At 58.6% G+C, this 18,160-nt stretch carries 15 protein-coding genes and 1 riboswitch; all 15 genes read right to left on the bottom strand.

All coding sequences use genetic code 11. The features are described from left to right. Positions 1-21: 21 nt before the first annotated feature. Positions 22-1,980, bottom strand: coding sequence for a TonB-dependent receptor plug domain-containing protein (locus HUO12_RS07210; RefSeq protein ID WP_176272933.1), 1,959 nt, complete (start codon positions 1,978-1,980; stop codon positions 22-24). A gap of 129 nt (positions 1,981-2,109) precedes the next feature. Further along, a riboswitch (cobalamin riboswitch) is annotated at positions 2,110-2,296 on the bottom strand. A 32-nt stretch (positions 2,297-2,328) separates the two neighbouring features. Continuing rightward, positions 2,329-3,078, bottom strand: a complete 750-nt coding sequence (locus HUO12_RS07215; RefSeq protein WP_176272934.1) for a hypothetical protein — start codon at positions 3,076-3,078, stop codon at positions 2,329-2,331. A gap of 208 nt (positions 3,079-3,286) precedes the next feature. After that, entirely contained in the window at positions 3,287-4,036 is a 750-nt protein-coding gene (locus HUO12_RS07220) for a Bax inhibitor-1/YccA family protein (protein WP_176272935.1), read from the bottom strand. A 108-nt stretch (positions 4,037-4,144) separates the two neighbouring features. Then, complete coding sequence (locus HUO12_RS07225) at positions 4,145-4,954, bottom strand: pyrroline-5-carboxylate reductase family protein (protein WP_176272936.1); 810 nt, start codon at positions 4,952-4,954, stop codon at positions 4,145-4,147. 30 nt (positions 4,955-4,984) lie between these two features. Further along, positions 4,985-5,491 carry a type III secretion system chaperone family protein gene (locus HUO12_RS07230; RefSeq protein WP_176272937.1) on the bottom strand — a complete coding sequence of 169 codons (507 nt, stop codon included), beginning with the start codon at positions 5,489-5,491 and terminating at the stop codon, positions 4,985-4,987. A 141-nt stretch (positions 5,492-5,632) separates the two neighbouring features. After that, complete coding sequence (locus tag HUO12_RS07235) at positions 5,633-6,787, bottom strand: SPOR domain-containing protein (protein WP_176272938.1); 1,155 nt, start codon at positions 6,785-6,787, stop codon at positions 5,633-5,635. A gap of 85 nt (positions 6,788-6,872) precedes the next feature. After that, positions 6,873-8,678, bottom strand: a complete 1,806-nt coding sequence (ftsZ, locus tag HUO12_RS07240; RefSeq protein WP_176272939.1) for a cell division protein FtsZ — start codon at positions 8,676-8,678, stop codon at positions 6,873-6,875. Between the two features lie 136 nt (positions 8,679-8,814). Next, positions 8,815-10,122 carry a cell division protein FtsA gene (gene ftsA / locus HUO12_RS07245; RefSeq protein ID WP_176272940.1) on the bottom strand — a complete coding sequence of 436 codons (1,308 nt, stop codon included), beginning with the start codon at positions 10,120-10,122 and terminating at the stop codon, positions 8,815-8,817. Further along, positions 10,122-11,030, bottom strand: coding sequence for a cell division protein FtsQ/DivIB (locus HUO12_RS07250; protein WP_176272941.1), 909 nt, complete (start codon positions 11,028-11,030; stop codon positions 10,122-10,124). Before HUO12_RS07250 ends, ftsA begins: the two co-directional genes overlap by 1 nt. After that, on the bottom strand, positions 11,017-11,994 hold the full coding sequence (locus HUO12_RS07255; protein ID WP_176272942.1) for a D-alanine--D-alanine ligase: 978 nt from the start codon (positions 11,992-11,994) through the stop codon (positions 11,017-11,019). The genes HUO12_RS07250 and HUO12_RS07255 overlap by 14 nt, the downstream gene beginning before the upstream one ends. After that, positions 11,991-12,962 carry a UDP-N-acetylmuramate dehydrogenase gene (murB, locus tag HUO12_RS07260; RefSeq protein WP_176272943.1) on the bottom strand — a complete coding sequence of 324 codons (972 nt, stop codon included), beginning with the start codon at positions 12,960-12,962 and terminating at the stop codon, positions 11,991-11,993. Before murB ends, HUO12_RS07255 begins: the two co-directional genes overlap by 4 nt. Beyond that, a complete protein-coding gene (gene murC / locus HUO12_RS07265) occupies positions 12,959-14,380 on the bottom strand; it encodes a UDP-N-acetylmuramate--L-alanine ligase (RefSeq protein ID WP_176272944.1) in 1,422 nt (473 codons plus the stop codon). The genes murB and murC overlap by 4 nt, the downstream gene beginning before the upstream one ends. Continuing rightward, positions 14,377-15,618, bottom strand: coding sequence for an undecaprenyldiphospho-muramoylpentapeptide beta-N-acetylglucosaminyltransferase (murG, locus tag HUO12_RS07270; RefSeq protein ID WP_176272945.1), 1,242 nt, complete (start codon positions 15,616-15,618; stop codon positions 14,377-14,379). Before murG ends, murC begins: the two co-directional genes overlap by 4 nt. Then, on the bottom strand, positions 15,615-16,856 hold the full coding sequence (locus tag HUO12_RS07275) for an FtsW/RodA/SpoVE family cell cycle protein (RefSeq protein ID WP_232367335.1): 1,242 nt from the start codon (positions 16,854-16,856) through the stop codon (positions 15,615-15,617). Before HUO12_RS07275 ends, murG begins: the two co-directional genes overlap by 4 nt. Then, positions 16,853-18,160 (bottom strand): Mur ligase family protein, encoded by a 1,308-nt coding sequence (locus HUO12_RS07280; RefSeq protein WP_176272946.1) that lies wholly within the window; start codon positions 18,158-18,160, stop codon positions 16,853-16,855. Before HUO12_RS07280 ends, HUO12_RS07275 begins: the two co-directional genes overlap by 4 nt.

Below are 18,160 nucleotides of genomic sequence, written 5' to 3' on the forward strand. Positions count from 1 at the left end.
CCCCTTAAGCCATTTTACTTGTCAGAGCGAGACACTTACGCCCACAATTGCGCTGCGGCCCGGGCTGACAAAGCTGAAGACCTGCTCGTAGCTGGTATCAAACAGGTTTTCGACCCGACCGAACACTTCAATCCGCTCGCTCAAGGCATAGCGCGCATTGAGATTGACGAGCGTAAAGTCATCGAGCTGAACAGTGGTGGGAACAAAGCTCGGATCGAGGAAAGCCACATCCGTTGTCCCGCCATTATGCCGCACAATGAGCGTCGCGGAGGCTTTGTCATCAGGCGCACTCCATGAAAGCACAGCAGACGCAATATTCGACGGCCGCCGGACTTCCTCGACACCCAGTTCCTCAGCATTAAGCCAGGTGTAAGCCGCATCGAACGTCACTTGAGGGCCCAATTGCATGCGCGCGCTCACTTCCAACCCTTCGCGCTTGGATGTGGTAGCGCTGTTGGCAGGCGTCGCAATGAAATCCGGTGCGGGAAAGCTCGTAAAGATCTCGTCTTCAAGGTTCGCATCGAACCATGTCGCAGAAACCGCTAGCCGGTCATCGGCCACGCTTTGCGTGATGCCGACTTCCCAGCTTTCGGACTTCTCCGGCGTCAAATCTGCATTGCCGATAAAGCGTCCGTCGACGAAGCCGAAAAGCTCATAAAAGCCGGGATTTTTGATGCCAGTACCGTAGGAAGAGTGAATGCGCGTACCTTCCGTTATCGCAAAGGCAACGCCGAGGCGGAATGTCGTCTCATCGACAAAGCGGTCGTTGAAGTCGTGCCGCACAGCTGCCGAGATATCGATCTCCTCATCGGAATAGCGATACTCGCCTGACAGTCCGACATTCTCGATCTGGCGCTTGCCTGTAAAGGCCGTGCCGAAAGGATCGGTGTTCTGGAAGCGCTCGCGCTCCCAATCAGCTGCGAATGTTAGACTGTGCGCATCTTGCGAAAATGCACTGACATAGGAGGCCTTCAGACGCTCGCCTTTGCTGCCGAACGTCCGTCCGAAGGGGCCAAAGCTGTCGCGTGTGATGTCTGCAATCTGAGCGGAAAGATCGTGAGTCCACGCACCATCCAGCGTCGAGACATTTATGCCAGCCAGCGCATAGATCGCTTCATTCTCGAAACGCGTATCCGGGCTGTCAATAACGATACCGAAAGTCGGGCCAGCCTCGGGAAAGCTATTGAAATCCTGATCGTTGAAGCGGCCTTCTGTAAGGACATAGCGCGCTGTGCCGCGTAGACTGACCGCGTCGCTTAGCCGGACTTCGCCTCTGCCTGACAGCGTGTAGTTGTCGCGGCCGATATCGCGGACGCCGCCCCGCGCATTGGGTTCGCCATTGGTGCTGACAACGGTCGCGGACATCGTAGCCTCAGCAATTTGTCCATTAAACCCGACTTGGGCTGCACCGTTGATTGTGCCCTGCGTGCCGCCTTCCAATCGTGCCGCAAACCCGTCAAGCGATCCGCTTTCATAAGCCACGACACCGCCAATCGCATCCGAGCCATACAACGCCGATTGCGGCCCGCGCAGGACTTCGACCCGGCTGCCAATCTCGGCTTGCAGTGTGCCCACATCGAACTCGCCGCCGAAGGGATCGGAAACCTCGATCCCGTCGACCAAGACAAGCACGTGGTTCGCTTCCGAGCCGCGTAAACGCAATTGTGTCTGGCCCGGAACTGATGAGACCGAAACGCCTGGCACATCGCGTAGTACGTCTTCGATATTGCGCGTTTGGCGATCCTTCAGATCATCGGCAGTGAGAATTGTTGCAGAGCCGGTAAAGTCTTCGAGTGCTACATCGCCCGACCGGCTCCCTTTGACCAGCAATACGTCGCCCGGATAGCATAGGAGCTGTTCCTCATCAGGTTCAGCTCCGACTATGTAGCAAACACCCTGTTCGCGCTCCTGCGCCAAAGCCACAGAACCTGTACTCAATGCGACAACCGCCGCACCACATCTCAAAACCATCCTATCCATGGGGTTTTCCCTCCGCCCATAAAGCAACAAAGCCCTGCGGATCGCTCCACAAGGCGGGTTCGTTTGTCGCTCGAACGAAGGGTTCTCTCATGAGAACATATCCGCGCCTGGCCAATCCCTGAGCCGGGCAAGAACGACTGGGCGCACGGTCGGTCTCCTGGCTCGCGGGTCAGGGCATCTGCTTCACCTTCCCAAGGTTGCCCTCAGTGGCTGCGTTTCCGATGGAAACGCGCGTAGCAGATGCTCGCCGCTTACAGTTGCAGGGACAGCCGGGGCATTACACCCCGTTCCCGTTACCAGCGCTGATTGTTCGTTAGTGGCGCGCGCATCAATGCGCAAGCAAAGCCGTTATGGTGTCCCGCCTGAAGAAGGGCTGCCGTCGCGATTGTAGTGCGCTTGCGTCGCTACCCAGCCTGGCTGTGTGGAGCCGTATTGAGTGCCCCATCTTGCATCCCAGTCAGCAGAAGCCCGCTCATATTCCTCATACCGCGAATAGAAGTCTTCAAACGGTGCGGTGAGCAGAGGAAAATTGTCTTTTGCAAACGCTATCGGGTCCGCGATCGGAGCCAACTGCGCGCGATTTGAGATATCGAGCGCCGCCCGGCAGAATTCGCCTCGGGCGGGCGGCAGTGCGAAGAAATTATAGACCATTGTCATCCGCTGTTCGCGGGTTTTGATCGCTTCACGCCGCGAACTGGCGTCCTTGCGATAGGTCTCGTCAATGCGCGAATTCACGCTCCGCAAGGCACGTCCATGGTCAGTAATGTAAGCGGAATAGGCATCGACCACAGGTTGATACGTGGCCCGCGAGCAATTGAGCGCCGCGACGTTCCAGCCGCTGCGGAAATGCCATACGATCTCGTCGTCACTGATACCAGTATTGACGGTCTGGCGAACGCCATCGGGTCCTTTTCGCGGAATCTCCATGACATAGGATGCGCCATATGGCGGCAATGGCCGATAGGGGATGCTCGCTTGTGGCGGAGGGGGTGGTGGCGGTGGCGGAGGCGGTGCTGGCGTAGCGCATGCGGCCAGCGTTGCGGTTGCAGCAGCAACCAGAGTAATGCGAACAGGCGACACCGTTTTTTCGACCATCATGTGGTCCTTTCTTTTCCCTCAACCCGAAGACAAGACTGCAAGTGACTTAGATTTGCCTCAACAAGTCTTACCCTTCCCTGAAGATGGCCTAAGCCCTTTATCGGACAAAGAAAATGCCCGGAGACCGCGTGGGACTCCGGGCATCGATAAACCGAGTCAGGCGTGCGACGGTTCGCACATCTGATCGAATATGGTTCGTTCTAAGCGATCACTCGCGGCTGCCCATGAACTGGAGCAGGAACTGGAACATGTTGATGAAGTCCAGATAGAGGCTCAGCGCGCCAAGAATTACGGCCTTTCCTGCGAATTCCGTACCGCGCAGATACGCATACTCGTTCTTGAGACGCTGCGTGTCATAGGCAGTCAGACCTGCGAAGATCAGCACACCAATCGCACTCACTGCATAATGCAGCGCGGGCGACTGAAGGAAGTAATTCGCGATCATCGCGATCAGCAGGCCGATCACACCGATGATCAGGAAGCTGCCCCAGCCGGAGATATCTTTCTTCGTCGTGTAACCCCAAAGGCTGAGACCCGCGAAAGCGGCAGACGTCGCCATGAAGGTCGTGGCAATCGATCCGCCTGTGTAGATCAGGAAGACCGATGACAGCGACAGACCCATCAGCGTCGCAAACGCCCAGAACATGATCTGCAGCGTGCCTTTGCTGAAGCGGTTCGCGCCAAAGCTCATCGCGAATACGATCGCGAGCGGCGAAAGCGCTACGATCCAGCGCAGCAAACCGCCGAAGAAGATCGTCTCAGCAAGTCCGCTGGTGTAGCTCATCAGCGCGACGATGCCGGTCAGCAATACGCCTGATGCCATGTAATTGTAGATCGAAAGCATGTGCTTGCGCAGACCAGCATCGAACACTTCGCCGGTGCGCGGAACCGATGCGCCGGTAAAGTCCTGGCCAAAGCCCTGCTGCTGCGAACGCTGTGTATCGTTCCAATCAGCCATGAGAATAAATACTCCGATTAAAGAGCGCGAAATAGCGCCGTTGGAGCACAATATCGTGTTTTTGCGAGTGGTTTTCAAGCAAAACCGGATTGCAATCGGTGCAACTGGTTAACTTTGATCTTTGGCCGCATTGGCAAGTGCATCGCCTCTGTCAGCAGTCGCCTTGAGCGTTGCTTTAAGTAGGAAAATCAGAGCCTTGTTGTCATCGAGCACATTCAGGCCTTCGCGCGTCATCCCGCCAGGACTTGCGACCCGGTCGGCGAGTTCGCCCGGCGAATGCTCGGAAGACGCAGCCAGCGCGCTCGCGCCTTCGACCGTTGCCAGAGCCAGCGATTCCGCCATTTCTGCCGACAATCCCAGCTCGATAGCCGCTTCTGACAGCGCTTGGATGAACCGATAGACAAAGCCTGGGCCTGAGCCAGCCAAAGCTGTCACGAGGTTGAACTGTTCTTCATTCTCCAGCCAAACAGCCGTGCCAAGCGCGCCAAACATGGTTTGCGCTGCGCTACGTGATTGCTCAGAGAGGCCCCGCTCGGCGAGGATCACAGGCGACTTGTTCAGCCGCGCTGCGAGGTTCGGCATGACGCGGACATGCGCTGTTGCCGATGGAAACGCCGTAGCGAGGCTCGCAAGTTCAACGCCTGCGAGAAGCGAGTAAACCGTTCGACCGTCGATCACCGTTCTCAGACCCGGCGCAAGATCGCTCAATTGCTGCGGCTTGAATCCCAGCAATACCGCGTCGTGCCCATACGCCTCATCAGGCCTGCGATACAGCGCCACGCCGTCAGGCGCGGTTTCCATCGCCGGATCGAGCACTGCAAAGCGGGCAGGATCATGTCCCGCCGCCAGCCAGCCAGCCAACATCGCGCCGCCCATATTGCCGCAGCCGATGATCAGAAGTTTTTCGAGGTTTGCCATGCAATACGCTCCGTTCAAACGCTTGCAGAGTTAAGCTTCTCCGGCAGCATCGACAAGCGCTGCATCAAGCGCGTCGCGTGGTGCCTTGTCTCCCCACAGCACAAACTGGAACGCGGGATAAAAGCGGTCGCATTCATCGATCGCTGTTTCGACCAGAGCCTGAGCCTGCCTCAGCGAAAGTAGGCCGTCATCGCTCAGCAGGGCGCCGTGACGATAGAGCAGGACATTACCATTCGACCAGATATCAAAATGACCGAGCCAGGTTTGCTCATTGATGAGCGACAGCAGCTCAAACGCTGCACTGCGCTTCTCTTCAGACACGCGGATGTCAGGCAGGCAAAGCAGCTGCAGGACATTGTCTTCACCGCGCCAAATCCCGCGCAGCTGATACTTCGCCCAGCTTCCCTGCACTTCGCCGGAAACCTCGTCATCGGTCGAAATCTCGCACGGCCATCCGCGCGCTTCGAACAAAGCCGCCAGCATTTCTACCGGTGCTGCATCATCCTCGGCAGCATATTGCTGTTCGCGCAGATTCATCGAAGGGTTCCGCTGCTTTGCATCGAGCGTGTGTTGCAACTTGCAGCCCCTTCTTGGCAATGGCGACCTAGAGGGCGGCTGGGGAGAACCCCAACCACTTGTTCAAAGCCTGTGCACAGAAAGCGGGTGAAAACTGTTAATTTACTGAATTTGCTCGACTTTAGCACCTGGAGACGTCTTGATCGTAAAGCCGTCAACGCGCTTGTTGGAGAGCCTGCCCACCATATCCTGGGCACTGCGCTGATCGGGGAATGGTCCGGCGAGCAAACGGCTCATCCGATTGGCAGTAATCACATGCGGTCGGTACGCGGCGAGTTCAGCAGAAGCGCTACGTTGCAAGCGGTCCCAATCGCGCAGCAACGCTTTGCGATCGCGTCCAGCCGCGAGCTGCACCCAGTGCCGCTCGGTATTCGGGTCCGACAAAGCGCCTGAACGCTCAACAGACTCACGCGCCGCCTGATTTGCCGCAGGCTGTCCCTGCAGCTGCGACCGATAGGCAATGATTGCAGAATCTTCGCGCCCGATCTCAGCAGCCTTTGGGAAGATACCGAGATTGGCCGCCGCTGCCTGCTGCGCTTTCGTCAAGCGCGGCATGAATTCCAGATAGGGAATGATGCGGGCGGACAGATCGCGAGGGATAACGGTTTTCACGAGGCCTTTCGCCTCATTCATTTCGCCGAGAATGGCGAGGCCAAAGGCACGCGCACGGTAGGCCGCTACGTCTCTTTCCAGAACAAGCGGCCGGAGTACGTCATTGAACGAGCCTCGATCACCGGAAATCGCATAGCTGATCGCTAGCCTTCGGGTTATCTCCGGATCTGCACCCTTGTTCAATGCGGAGCGGTAGCTTTCCTGAGCCAGCGTATTCTCTCCAAGCAGATCATATGCGAGCCCGCGATCAGACGCGATTAAAGCCATATCGGCTCCAGCCCGCTCAGCCGCCGCGAAATACTGCAGGGCTTCGACCGGCCGCTGCGACCGCATATAGACGCTCGCCATGCCGAGATTGGCTTCGACATCGGATGCAGACACGTTGATCGCGCGGCGAAAGAAGCCGAGCGCCGCTTCCGTGTCGCCCAAGGCAAGCGCTGCATTGCCGGCATCGTTGAGCGCGTCAATATTACGGCCGTTTACCGCCAGCCTGCGCAACGCAATGTTTAGTGCTTGCACTTGAGCTGATGGGACAGCCTGCACGACCTCGCGGGAAACCGATCCATCTTGCAAGGCGAGCGCAGGCGCGCCAGCAAGAGCCAGGCCGCACGCGAATACGAGCAAAGAGAATCGCCCCATGACCATGGGTGCTCTATAGCTGGATAGAGATGAACCGCTACCGAAGGTTTAGCGCTGTCTCGTTACAGCCACGCAACGGGCGAGAACTGCATTATTGGTTGTTCTGGCGTCCCAGAAAGCGCGGAATGCTGATCGAAGGACCGCTTCCGCCGTCTTCGTCTTCATCCTCGTCCTCGTCGTCGTCAGAGCCTGTATCTGCGCCACGTGAGAGATTGGCCATACGCTCGAAAAGTGTACTGCCTCCAGCTGCAGCACCCGCTCCAGCGGCTCCACCCGAACCGCCGCCAGAACCACCTCCGCCTCCGGCGGACCCGGACTGGCTGCCCGTTTCTTGCTCTCCAGCGCCGCCAGCTGCATCGCCAGAATCGCTATCTTTCATGCCAATCCCGCTGAGTAGACCGCGACGGCGTCCACTTTCGGCAGGCTGATCTTCTCCAGCCAAACGGTCCGCCTCCGCAAGCAGATCATCGCCACTCGCTTCCGTTTCAGCCGTCAAGTCGAGCGGTGCTTCCTCTACGTCATCACTCGCGCCACCATCAGCCGCGTGGAAGCTCGAATCATCGGCAGGTTCTGCCAGACCACCTGACGGTTCTGCATAAGGATCATTCTCCTCATTGCGCATACCAGCAAGTGGATCGACGATGTCGTCCACGTCATCATCTTCGCCTTCGTCTTCGTCATCCATGCCGGCTTGCATACCGGTGAGATCGAATGGCTCGGCACCACCCTCCTCTTCAACGGCATCTGCTCCAGTGCCGTCGGCAGAGACGCCATCGGTCATCAATTCCAATGGTTCATCATCGACCGGCGAATCCGCTTCTTCAAGGGCTTCGTCTTCAATCGGCAGAGCGATAGCGGGCTTTTTTGGCGGACGTGCGCCCGCAAGCGAAGTGACTGCCGTTGGCGTCGGCTCAGACCGCTGAGGCATCGCGCCTTGCTCAATACCCGTCGCCACGACAGAGACGCGGATCTTGCCTTCAAGGTCCGGATTAAAGGCCGAGCCCCAGATAATGTTCGCGTCTTCATCCACAAGTTCACGGATGTGGTTTGCTGCTTCATCGACTTCGAGCAGCTTCATGTCTTCGCCGCCGATGATCGAAATGATGACGCCCTTCGCGCCTTGCATGCTGACACCGTCTAGCAGCGGATTGGCAATAGCCTGCTCGGCAGCAGCCAGCGCACGGCTTTCACCTTCACCTTCGCCTGTGCCCATCATCGCTTTGCCCATCTCGCTCATCACAGAGCGCACGTCGGCAAAGTCCAGATTGATGAGACCAGGCATGACCATCAAGTCCGTGATCGAGCGGACGCCCTGTTGCAAGACTTCGTCGGCAAGCTGGAATGCTTCTTTGAAGGTCGTTTCGGCTTTCGCGATCAAGAATAGGTTCTGGTTCGGAATGACGATAAGCGTATCAACGTGCTTCTGCAGTTCTTCAATGCCCGCTTCAGCCGCGCGCATACGCCGCGTACCTTCGAACAGGAAGGGCTTCGTCACAACGCCCACCGTGAGTACGCCCATGCGCCGCGCAGCCTCTGCGATAACAGGTGCTGCACCGGTTCCGGTGCCCCCGCCCATGCCGGCTGCGATAAAGACCATGTTGACGCCTTCCAGCGCCTCTTCGACTTCCTTAACCGTTTCTTCAGCCGCAGCACGGCCCACTTCCGGACGCGCACCGGCACCAAGACCGCCAGTGATGTCTGGTCCGAGCTGGATCCGGCGATCTGCTGCTGAAGAAGTGAGCGCTTGTCCGTCAGTGTTCGCGACGATGAAATCGACCCCTTCAATCTCGGCGTCGATCATGTTCGCAACAGCGTTGCCGCCAGCACCGCCAATGCCGATTACAGTGATGCGGGGCCGTAGCTCTTCGCTCGATGCTGGTCCGATATTGATGCTCATTTCTCAAATTCCTCTCGGGCGGGTACCCGCAATACGCGCGTAGCTTAATTTTTGCACAAACCGTAACCAGCGTTGATAGCGCAAAAGCCCTTATCCACAGTGGTTAAAGCCGACCCTTGGATGTCTCCGCATCCCTTTAAAAATACTCGCGAACCGCTCGCAGCATTCTAACGACAACATCGCCCCCAGAATAGCGTGCAGATTGCTGATAGCGTGGACCGATTGATCGAATATCAATCGGATCATCGGCTGCATAAAGACACAGGCCTGCAAGCGCAGCAAAACCCGGCGTCGAATGCGCTTCCGGCAGACCCGTTAAATGCGGCGGTCGGCCAATCCGCACCGGCATGGCGAGCGCACTTTGCGCAAATTCAGCAAGACCTGCAAGCTCGGCACCACCGCCAGCGAACACCACTTGCCCGCCATTGCCTGCAGTAAAGCCCATTTCTTTCAAGGCCCTGCGCACTTGCGTGGTCAGCTGCGAGAGGTTTTGCGTCACTATGGAAACCAGCGCTGCACGCGGAATGCGATTGTTATCATCCGCACCGCGCGCGATCGTGCTCTCGCCCTCATCATCAGGCGACGCGATTGCGATCATTTCGCGGTGGTCTGAGGGACTTGCGAGCGCGGAACCCGCGACGCATTTCAGCCGCTCAGCCTCGGAACGCTTAATCCCGAAGGAGGACGCGATCGCGTCAGTAATGTCCGCAGAACCGCCTGGAAGCGATTTCAGTCCGAGCAACATCCCGCCTGCATAAACAGAGACATTGGTTACATGGCTTCCAATTTCGACGAGCGCTACGCCAAGTTCCCGCTCTTCTGGGGTCAGGCAAGCATATCCCGAGGCAAGCGGCGCTGCGACGACTGCTTCTACATCCAGATGCGCGTTTTGCACTGCTTCAGTGAGATTCCGTACCGGCGCGCCGTCAGCGAACATGACGTGGATTTCCACGCCCAGGCGGTCCGCGTGGAGCCCTTTGGGGTTTGCAACACCATGGGCACCGTCGAGCATATAATGCGCTGGCTGCGCGTGCAGCACCATGCGGCCATCCGGACGGATCGCATCGCGCGCTTCGATCAGCAAATGCTCGATATCTTCTTCTTCGATCCGGCGACCGCCGACTTCGATCTCGACGCGGGTGACTTCGCTTGAAAGTCCTGCGCCTGCACATCCAACCCATACGGATTCGATCGAGTGCCCGGCATTTTTCTCTGCCCGCTCAACGGCATCGCGGATGACGTAAGTCGCCGCTTTCATGTCAGTCACATAGCCGCGCTTGATCCCCTGACTGGCACGGTGACCACTGCCCAAAACTTGTAGCTCATCATCCTCTGTGAGGCCTAGGATCATCGCCGAGACCCGGAACGAGCCCGGATTGACAGCGCCAAACACTTTCTTGAGCCGCGCCTGACCATTGACCCGCGCAGCAGAACTCTTCGCCATCAGGGATTACCCTCCTGAGCAGACAGCACTTCATCCGCGCGTCCCGGAACGCGCATATAGAGACGCGGCGGCGCACGCATATCGAACGTCGCGACTTTGCCGCCAAGCAAACGGTTCTGGCCATCGAGCCGCGCAAAATCGATCAATGCCGCAGCCGCCTGATCATCGCCTTGCGGCAGCGCGAGCATCTGTCCCGTTTTGAATGTGAGGTTCCAGCGCCGATTGCCAATCCATTCAGCTGACGAGACTTGCGGACGGATGGCAGGCGCCGCTTCCAGCAGGTGCTCCAGATCAGGCACCTGGCGTTCCACGCCTGCGCCAGACAGCTGTAGCATCTCCTCAGCCTTGCTGGCTGCGATCGGCTCCAGTTCGACACCGCTTTCATCGATCAAAACAAGATGATCGGCTTTCTGTAAGACTGCATGCGGCTCGCGCTCGACAATATCAACCTTGAGAGTTGCCGGAAGCTGTTTGGAAACGCGCGCATCCTTGACCCATGGCAATTGCAAGAGATCATCGCGCAGAGCCTCGACATCGACCGATGGCATTGGCCGGTCACGCTGTGCCAGCACGCGTTCATAGACCTTGCCTTCATTGATCCGCTCCGTGCCGGAAACCCGCACATGGCGTACTTCAAACCCCGCGTCCGACGCCAGATGCGCAATTTGGGCTTGCGCCATTGCAGGCACCCCGACGAGCGTCGCAACAAACCAGGCAAGCGCGACAGCGCCGCCCAGAATGACAGCGAGAAAGAAGCGATGCAGCTGTTCCTCGGTAAACGGCAGAAGCGCTATCGTGCTGTCGAGAAAGCCGCTGGTCTTGGCTCTCGCCTTGCGCGCTTTGGTCGCGCGGCTGTTGGCTTGCGCGGCTCGGCGTACACCTTTCGATCCGCGCTTAATCGTCGCCATTTTCGCCTCCCTTTTTCTTGTGGACCCGAAGCGCCTCGGCGACGATCGCTTCGACCAGATCAGCATATTCCATGCCTGCATGCTTGGCCTGTTCCGGCACCAGGCTAAGCGGCGTCATACCTGGCTGCGTGTTGGTTTCGAGGACAAACAGGCCGTCTTCGCCCTGCTCGTCATCCCAGCGGAAATCCGTACGACTCGTGCCCTTGCAGCCCAGCACCTTGTGGGCTTTCAAAGCATATTCTTCGCAAAGCACGGCAATGTCGACTGGAATATCAGCCGGGCAAACGTGCACTGTCTTGCCGTCCGTGTATTTATGTTCGAAATCGTAGAAACCGCTTTCGATAATCAGCTCTGTTACGCCCAACGCGCGAGGGCCGTCAGCACTATCGATCACAGCGGTTGTAAGCTCGCGACCCTTGATGAACGGTTCGGCGAGCAGTTCAGCAAAATCTTGCCAAGGCCCGGCTGCATCAGGCGAAATCGGATTGCCGTAATTGCTAGCATCTGTGACGATCGCCACCCCGACGGATGAGCCTTCATTGACGGGCTTCAACACATAGGGACGAGGCAGTGGATCGCGCTCGAAAATCTCTGCGCGGGTGACAATACGGCCGCCGGGAAACGGAATGCCATGGGGAATAAGCGCTTGTTTGGTGAGCTGCTTGTCAATCGCAACCACTGACGTCGCAAGGCCTGAGTGTGTGTAAGGCACACCCATCAAATCGAGCATGCCCTGCACGCTGCCATCTTCGCCCGGCACACCGTGTAGCGCGTTGAACACGACATCAGGCGCGGTTTCCTTGATCCGCGCGGCAACATCGCGATCCATATCGATCCGGGTAACGCGGTGGCCCTTGCTTCCAAGCGCATCGGCAACGCCCTTCCCGCTCATCAGCGAGACTTCACGTTCATTCGCCCAGCCACCCATGAGGACTGCAATATGGAGATTGGGGAGAGTGGTCATGGCCGCCCGACCCGCTGGATTTCCCATTCCAGCTCAATGCCACAATTCTCATAGACACGGCGACGCACTTCTTCGCCGAGCGCTTCGATATCGGCGCTGGTGGCGTCGCCGGTATTGATAAGGAAATTGGTGTGCTTCTCGCTCACTTGCGCGCCGCCCATTCTCAGCCCGCGGCACCCGGCGGCATCCACCAACTGCCAGGCCTTGTGTCCTTCAGGGTTCTTGAAGGTCGAGCCGCCTGTTTTAGTGCGCAAGGGCTGAGATTGCTCGCGCGCATCGGCAATACGGTCCATTTCCGCGCCGATTTCCGCAGGATCGCCGGCGGTGCCCTTAAAACGCGCGGACACGACGACCGCGCCATCAGGCAGAGCTGAGTGGCGGTAGGTGTATTGGAGATCAGCAGCGGGCAGTGTGACAAGCACGCCATCAGGCATCACGACATCGCAGTCGATCAGCACGTCTGCGACTTCGCGCCCGTAAGCGCCGCCATTCATCCGAACGAAACCGCCGACAGTGCCGGGAATACCGCGCAGAAATTCCAGCCCTGCAATCCCTGCATCGCGCGCGGTGGAGGAGACGAGAATACCGCTCGCCCCGCCGCCGCATTGCAGGCGGAAATCGCCAAGGTCCTTCACTTGAGCAAATGCCTTGCCGAGCCGCACAACAACACCCGGCACTCCGCCATCGCGGATGATCATGTTGGAGCCGAGTCCCAGCGCCATGACCGGAGTGCCTTCAGCGAGCCGTTCAAGGAAGTTGCGCAAATCATCCAGATCAGCCGGTTCGAACAGCCAGTCCGCATGGCCGCCGGTCTTGAACCAGACGAGCTTGGCCAGCGGCGCATCATGCGTCAGCTTGCCGCGCAGCCCGTCAATCGGAACAGGCGCTTCGACAGCACCTTCGACCGAGCAGTCCGGCGCGCTGCCGCTATCCGTCATCCAAAGGCTTTCAGGCTGGTTCACTGTCATGCACCGCCTTGTTGAGCGATTTTGCCAGCGAGGCCAGCCGCCCACTTGGTGATATCCCCCGCGCCGAGACAAACGACGACGTCGCCAGCCTGCAAGTCCTCGCGCAGAGCTGCGGCAAGGGCTTCGATGTCTGCAGTAGTTGCTGCCTGGCGGTGTCCGCGAGACTTGAGACCTGTTACCAGAGCATCGGCATCAATGCCTTCAATCGGGTCTTCGCCTGCGGGGTATACTGGCGTGATGTAAACCTGATCGGCTTCATTAAAGCAGGACTGGAACTCGTCCATCAGATCGCGCAGGCGTGTGTAGCGATGTGGCTGCGCAATGGCGATGACGCGCCCTTCACCGCTTGCCTCCGCTGCTTCGCGCGCTGCGCCAAGCACTGCCTGAATCTCCACCGGATGGTGCGCATAGTCATCGATGATGGTTGCACCAAGAGCTTCGCCCATTTTGGTAAAGCGGCGGCGCACTCCGGTAAATTGTCCGAAACCTTCTCGGATAACCTCGTCAGGGCAGCCCATCTCGATCGCCACGGCAATCGCCGCAAGAGCATTCTGGACGTTGTGACGGCCCGGCATGGGCAGCTTCACGCCTTCGATCCGGCGGTCCTCTTCCCCGCGTTGGCGCACGATTACATCGAATGTATTGCCGCCTGCGGTGGGACAAATGTTCACGCCGCAAATGTCAGCCTGCAGCGAAAAGCCGTAAGTCACGACCTTGCGGTCGCGCACTTGCCCGATAACCGCCTGAACTTCCGGGTGGTCAATGCACAGCACAGCTGCACCATAAAACGGCACATTGTGAATGAACTCGACGAAGGCCTTCTTAACGCCTTCGAAGTCGCCATAGTGATCCAGATGCTCCGGATCGATATTGGTGACGACCGCAATCGTCCCGTCAAGCCGCAGGAAGCTGCCATCGCTTTCATCGGCTTCCACCACCATCCAGTCACTATCGCCTAGACGCGCGTTGGAGCCATATTGCTCGATAATCCCGCCATTGATGACAGTCGGATCAATCTCTCCGCGATCAAGCAAGGCCGCGATCATGCTGGTGGTGGTCGTCTTGCCATGCGTGCCTGCCACCGCGACGGTGGACTTTAAGCGCATGAGTTCTGCGAGCATTTCTGCGCGGCGCACGACCGGGATGCGGTTTTCAAGCGCGAAAGCAACTTCAGGATTGGTACGTTTGACGGCTGTGGAGGTAACGACAACCGCCACGCCGTCTACATTCTCGCGTTCATGCCCGATATGCACTGTGATCCCGCGCTTGCGCAGCCGCTCAACACTAGGACCTTCCGCAAGATCGCTGCCCTGCACGGTGTAGCCGAGATTGTGCATCACTTCTGCAATGCCTGACATGCCGATCCCGCCAATGCCGACGAAATGGACCGTACCGATGTCAGTAGGAACGCCTCTCACCCGGCATACTCCTCAGCGATGCGCTCTTTCACTTCGCGCAGCATTGTCTTGCCGTGGCTGGTCTGAGTCTTCCCGCTTGCCCGTGCCGGTTCTTTGCCGCCAACCTTGATCACATCCATCATGTCGACCCCACCAAAGCTTTCGACCAGATCAGCGAGATCCTTTGCTGCATCGGGCCGCCCGCAGTTCCACGCAGCATGGGCTGCATTGCCGAGGCTGCTGGGGTTTTGCGCCATGGCCTGGATTTGCTTGGCGAGCTCTTTGGGCGTGAAGCGCTCCTGCCGGATCATCCGCGCGCCGCCTGCCTTTACCATTTCACGTGTATTCGCGGCCTGATGGTCATCGGTTGCAATGGGCAGCGGGATGAGGATCGCGGGACGTCCAACCGCCGTCAGTTCAGCAATAGTTGATGCGCCTGCGCGGCCAATGAACAGGTGACAGTCGGCAAGTCGAGCTTCCATGTCTTCGAAATATGTGCCGAGTTCGGCCGGAATATCGTGATTACGATAGCGTTCGCGCACAGCATCCAAGTCTTCAGGGCGGCATTGCTGCGTGACTTGCAGGCGCTGGCGCAGAGCGGGCTGCAGCATAGCGAGCCCGTCCGGCACCACTTGCGAGAGAATACTTGCGCCCTGGCTCCCGCCGGTCACAAGAACGCGCAGAATGCCGTCTTCAGTAAAGGCGGGGAATTCTTCCTTGCGCAGCGCGAGCACTTCTTCGCGCACGGGGTTGCCGACCAAATGCGACTTCACCAGATGTTTGTCCTTGAACCGCTCAACATCGGGATAGCTCGTCGCGATGGCATCCACTCGCCCGGCCATCAGGCGGTTCACACGGCCAAGCACAGCATTCTGCTCGTGCACGATAGTCGGAATGCCAGCCGAAGTTGACGCAAGCATCGCAGGCAAAGCGGGATATCCGCCGAAACCGATAACAGCGCTCGGCTCGAACGCATCGAACAGACGCAGCGCCATGCGCCGCCCTTCGAGCACAGAGCGTATACCGCCAATCCAGCGCAGCGGGTTCTTGCCGAAACGGCCTGCTGGCAGGACATGCGCAGGCAGGAATTCCGGCTTGCCCGGAAGCTGCGCGCCGCGCTGATCAGTGATCAGCGCAATGTGATGCCCGCGCTGGGTGAGCTCTGCAGCAAGAGCAAAGGCCGGGATCATGTGCCCGCCCGTGCCGCCTGCTGCCAGAACATAATGTCGGCTCGCGCCGGTCGGTGCCGGTGCCGTCATGCCGTTTTCTCCCCACGCATTTCTGTTTTCGACCCAAATAATGTGCGAAGCCCCGGCGTTTCCCGTTTCAAATACGGATTGCGCCGGGTGATCGCGAGCAGCAGACCTATAGTGAGGCAAACTGCAATGGTGGATGAACCGCCATAACTGATGAGCGGCAGCGTCATGCCCTTGGACGGAAAGAGCTGCAGATTGACGAGGATGTTGATGAAAGCCTGCCCGCCGACCTGTGTGACAAGCCCTGCACTTGCGAGCAGCACGAACAGGTTCTCTTCATCGACCATGCGGATCAATACGCGCAGCAGGATGGCGAGATAGAGCAGCACGATCAGCGCGCAGATGATCAGGCCGAACTCTTCGCCGATCACGCTGAAGATGTAGTCTGTATGCGCTTCCGGCAGGCTCATCTTGCGCGTGCCGAGCCACAAGCCGCTGCCCGTCCAACCGCCTGCCAGCAGTGTGCGCTGCGCCAGGTCCACCTGGTCAAACGCGGTGCCGCCACCGAAGAAACTGTCGATGCGATAGCGCGCATTGTCATAGAAGAAATAGGCGAAAGTCAGCAGCGCGACACCGCCGCCGACCAGCAAGCTCAACCGCTGAACGGAAACGCCTGAGAGCAGCACCAGCACAAACCATACTCCGCTGAACAGCAATGTGGCGCCGAGGTTCGGCTGCAGCATCAGGAGAAACGCTACGATCACCATGAGCCCTGTGACAGCTGCAAGCACTGGCAGACCGGGATCGCGCAATCGCCATGAAAGGATCCACGCCAGTGCGATCGCGAAGGCGGGTTTCAGAAACTCCGATGGCTGGAACGAGAAGCCGAGATTGATCCAGCGCGTTGCGCCGTTGCGCTCGAACCCGATGAACAGGACGAGGCACAGCATGACCAGCATGGCTGCGGCCAGCACGATCCCCAGCCGCCTCGCATTATCGCGGCTGAGCAAGGATGTGCCAAACAGCGCCACCAGCCCCATCATCTGCCAAACAATGTGCTGCTTGAAGAAATAGAGATCATCGAGCGTCACAGCTGACGTTGAAAGCCGGTTCGCGCTCGCTGGTGAGGCAGCGGCAACCGCCACCGCGCCAATGCCCATCAGCAGCAGCACGAGGCCGAGCAAGACCTTGTCGATCTCGCGCCACCATATGCGCAACTCGTCACGCCAATGGCCCTTGAAGGCCGAGGTGTCGATCCGTGCGCCCGGTGCATGCGGGATATAAGGACGCGGCATATTCATGCGAGATGCTCTTCTGGATGCGGTGTGGTCGCAATGCTCTCATCGCCGACGACAACGCTGACGACCTGGCGGAAGTGTTCGCCGCGCTTTTCGAAGTCACGGAATTGGTCGAAGCTCGCGCAGGCCGGTGAAAGGAGAACGACGTCCCCGAATTGCGCATTTTCGGCGGCGGTTCGTACTGCTTCGCAAAGCAATTCGGAGCGGTGGACAGCCGGGACTTTGCCCTCAAGCAGTTCGGCAAAGCGCGGACCAGCCTCGCCAATGGTGTAAGCAGCGGCGACGTTGCTGAGATGGTCTTCACATGGGCCTATCCCATCTTCCTTGGGCAATCCGCCGACGATCCAGTGAATACGCGGGCGTCCGCCTTCTGCTGGCGGGTAGGCCGCAAGCGCCGGAGCCGCGCTGTCCGGATTGGTCGCCTTGCTGTCATTAATGAAGAGCACGCCTTCGTGCTCTGCAACAAGCTCCATGCGATGCGGGAGGCCAGCAAATGAACTCAACCCGGCATCAATTGCGCCTTCCGAGACACATAATGCCTGGCAAGTCTTGATCGCAGCGATCGCATTCTGCGCGTTGTGCGGTCCCTGAAGCGCTGGCCAACCTGACTGACGCTCGCTCAGATCATGCGCTTGACTCTGATCGATCAGATCCAATCGGACATTCTCCGATGACTGCATTTGGAATAGGCTAAGCTTCGATGCCTTATACTTTTCAAAGCTACCATCATACCGATCTAAATGGTCAGGCGTGATGTTGAGTAGCACCGCTACATCGCAATCGAGCGACTGCGTCAGATCGATCTGATAGCTCGACAGCTCCAGCACATAGACCCCGCCTTCGGGCAAAGGATCCTGCTCCATGATCGGAATGCCGATATTGCCACCCATCACGGTCGGTATGCCTGCAGTTCTAAGGATATGATGCACCAACGCGGTCGTGGTCGATTTCCCGTTGGTGCCGGTAATGCCGACGACCTTGTGCAGCGGCAGCTCTGCGCGCGCCTGCGCAAAAAGCTCGATATCGCCAATCACGGGCACGCCATATTTCTCGGCATGCGGCTTGATCGGATGCGTGTTGAGCGGCACGCCGGGTGAAACGACAACGCCCGCAAACCGGGTAAGATCGCGCTCCAATGGATCCGCCAGTTCGCAGCGACCCTCTAAAGCTTCGCGCGCATTATCTTGCCGGTCCCATGCGAGAACCTCCGCACCGCTCGCCAGCAGGCTCTCTGCCGCCGCCGCGCCGGAACGCGCGAGCCCGAGGACCGCGTATTTCTTCCCGGCAAAGGCGGTGGAGGTGATCAC

This window comes from Altererythrobacter lutimaris, assembly GCF_013371495.1.
GTDB lineage: Bacteria > Pseudomonadota > Alphaproteobacteria > Sphingomonadales > Sphingomonadaceae > Erythrobacter > Erythrobacter lutimaris_A.

Coding starts and splice junctions, on each gene's coding strand:
- HUO12_RS07210 (WP_176272933.1), bottom strand. CDS start 1,980: ATGGATAGGATGGTTTTGAGATGTGGTGCGGCGGTTGTCGCATTGAGT.
- HUO12_RS07215 (WP_176272934.1), bottom strand. CDS start 3,078: ATGATGGTCGAAAAAACGGTGTCGCCTGTTCGCATTACTCTGGTTGCT.
- HUO12_RS07220 (WP_176272935.1), bottom strand. CDS start 4,036: ATGGCTGATTGGAACGATACACAGCGTTCGCAGCAGCAGGGCTTTGGC.
- HUO12_RS07225 (WP_176272936.1), bottom strand. CDS start 4,954: ATGGCAAACCTCGAAAAACTTCTGATCATCGGCTGCGGCAATATGGGC.
- HUO12_RS07230 (WP_176272937.1), bottom strand. CDS start 5,491: ATGAATCTGCGCGAACAGCAATATGCTGCCGAGGATGATGCAGCACCG.
- HUO12_RS07235 (WP_176272938.1), bottom strand. CDS start 6,787: ATGGTCATGGGGCGATTCTCTTTGCTCGTATTCGCGTGCGGCCTGGCT.
- ftsZ (WP_176272939.1), bottom strand. CDS start 8,678: ATGAGCATCAATATCGGACCAGCATCGAGCGAAGAGCTACGGCCCCGC.
- ftsA (WP_176272940.1), bottom strand. CDS start 10,122: ATGGCGAAGAGTTCTGCTGCGCGGGTCAATGGTCAGGCGCGGCTCAAG.
- HUO12_RS07250 (WP_176272941.1), bottom strand. CDS start 11,030: ATGGCGACGATTAAGCGCGGATCGAAAGGTGTACGCCGAGCCGCGCAA.
- HUO12_RS07255 (WP_176272942.1), bottom strand. CDS start 11,994: ATGACCACTCTCCCCAATCTCCATATTGCAGTCCTCATGGGTGGCTGG.
- murB (WP_176272943.1), bottom strand. CDS start 12,962: ATGACAGTGAACCAGCCTGAAAGCCTTTGGATGACGGATAGCGGCAGC.
- murG (WP_176272945.1), bottom strand. CDS start 15,618: ATGACGGCACCGGCACCGACCGGCGCGAGCCGACATTATGTTCTGGCA.
- HUO12_RS07275 (WP_232367335.1), bottom strand. CDS start 16,856: ATGAATATGCCGCGTCCTTATATCCCGCATGCACCGGGCGCACGGATC.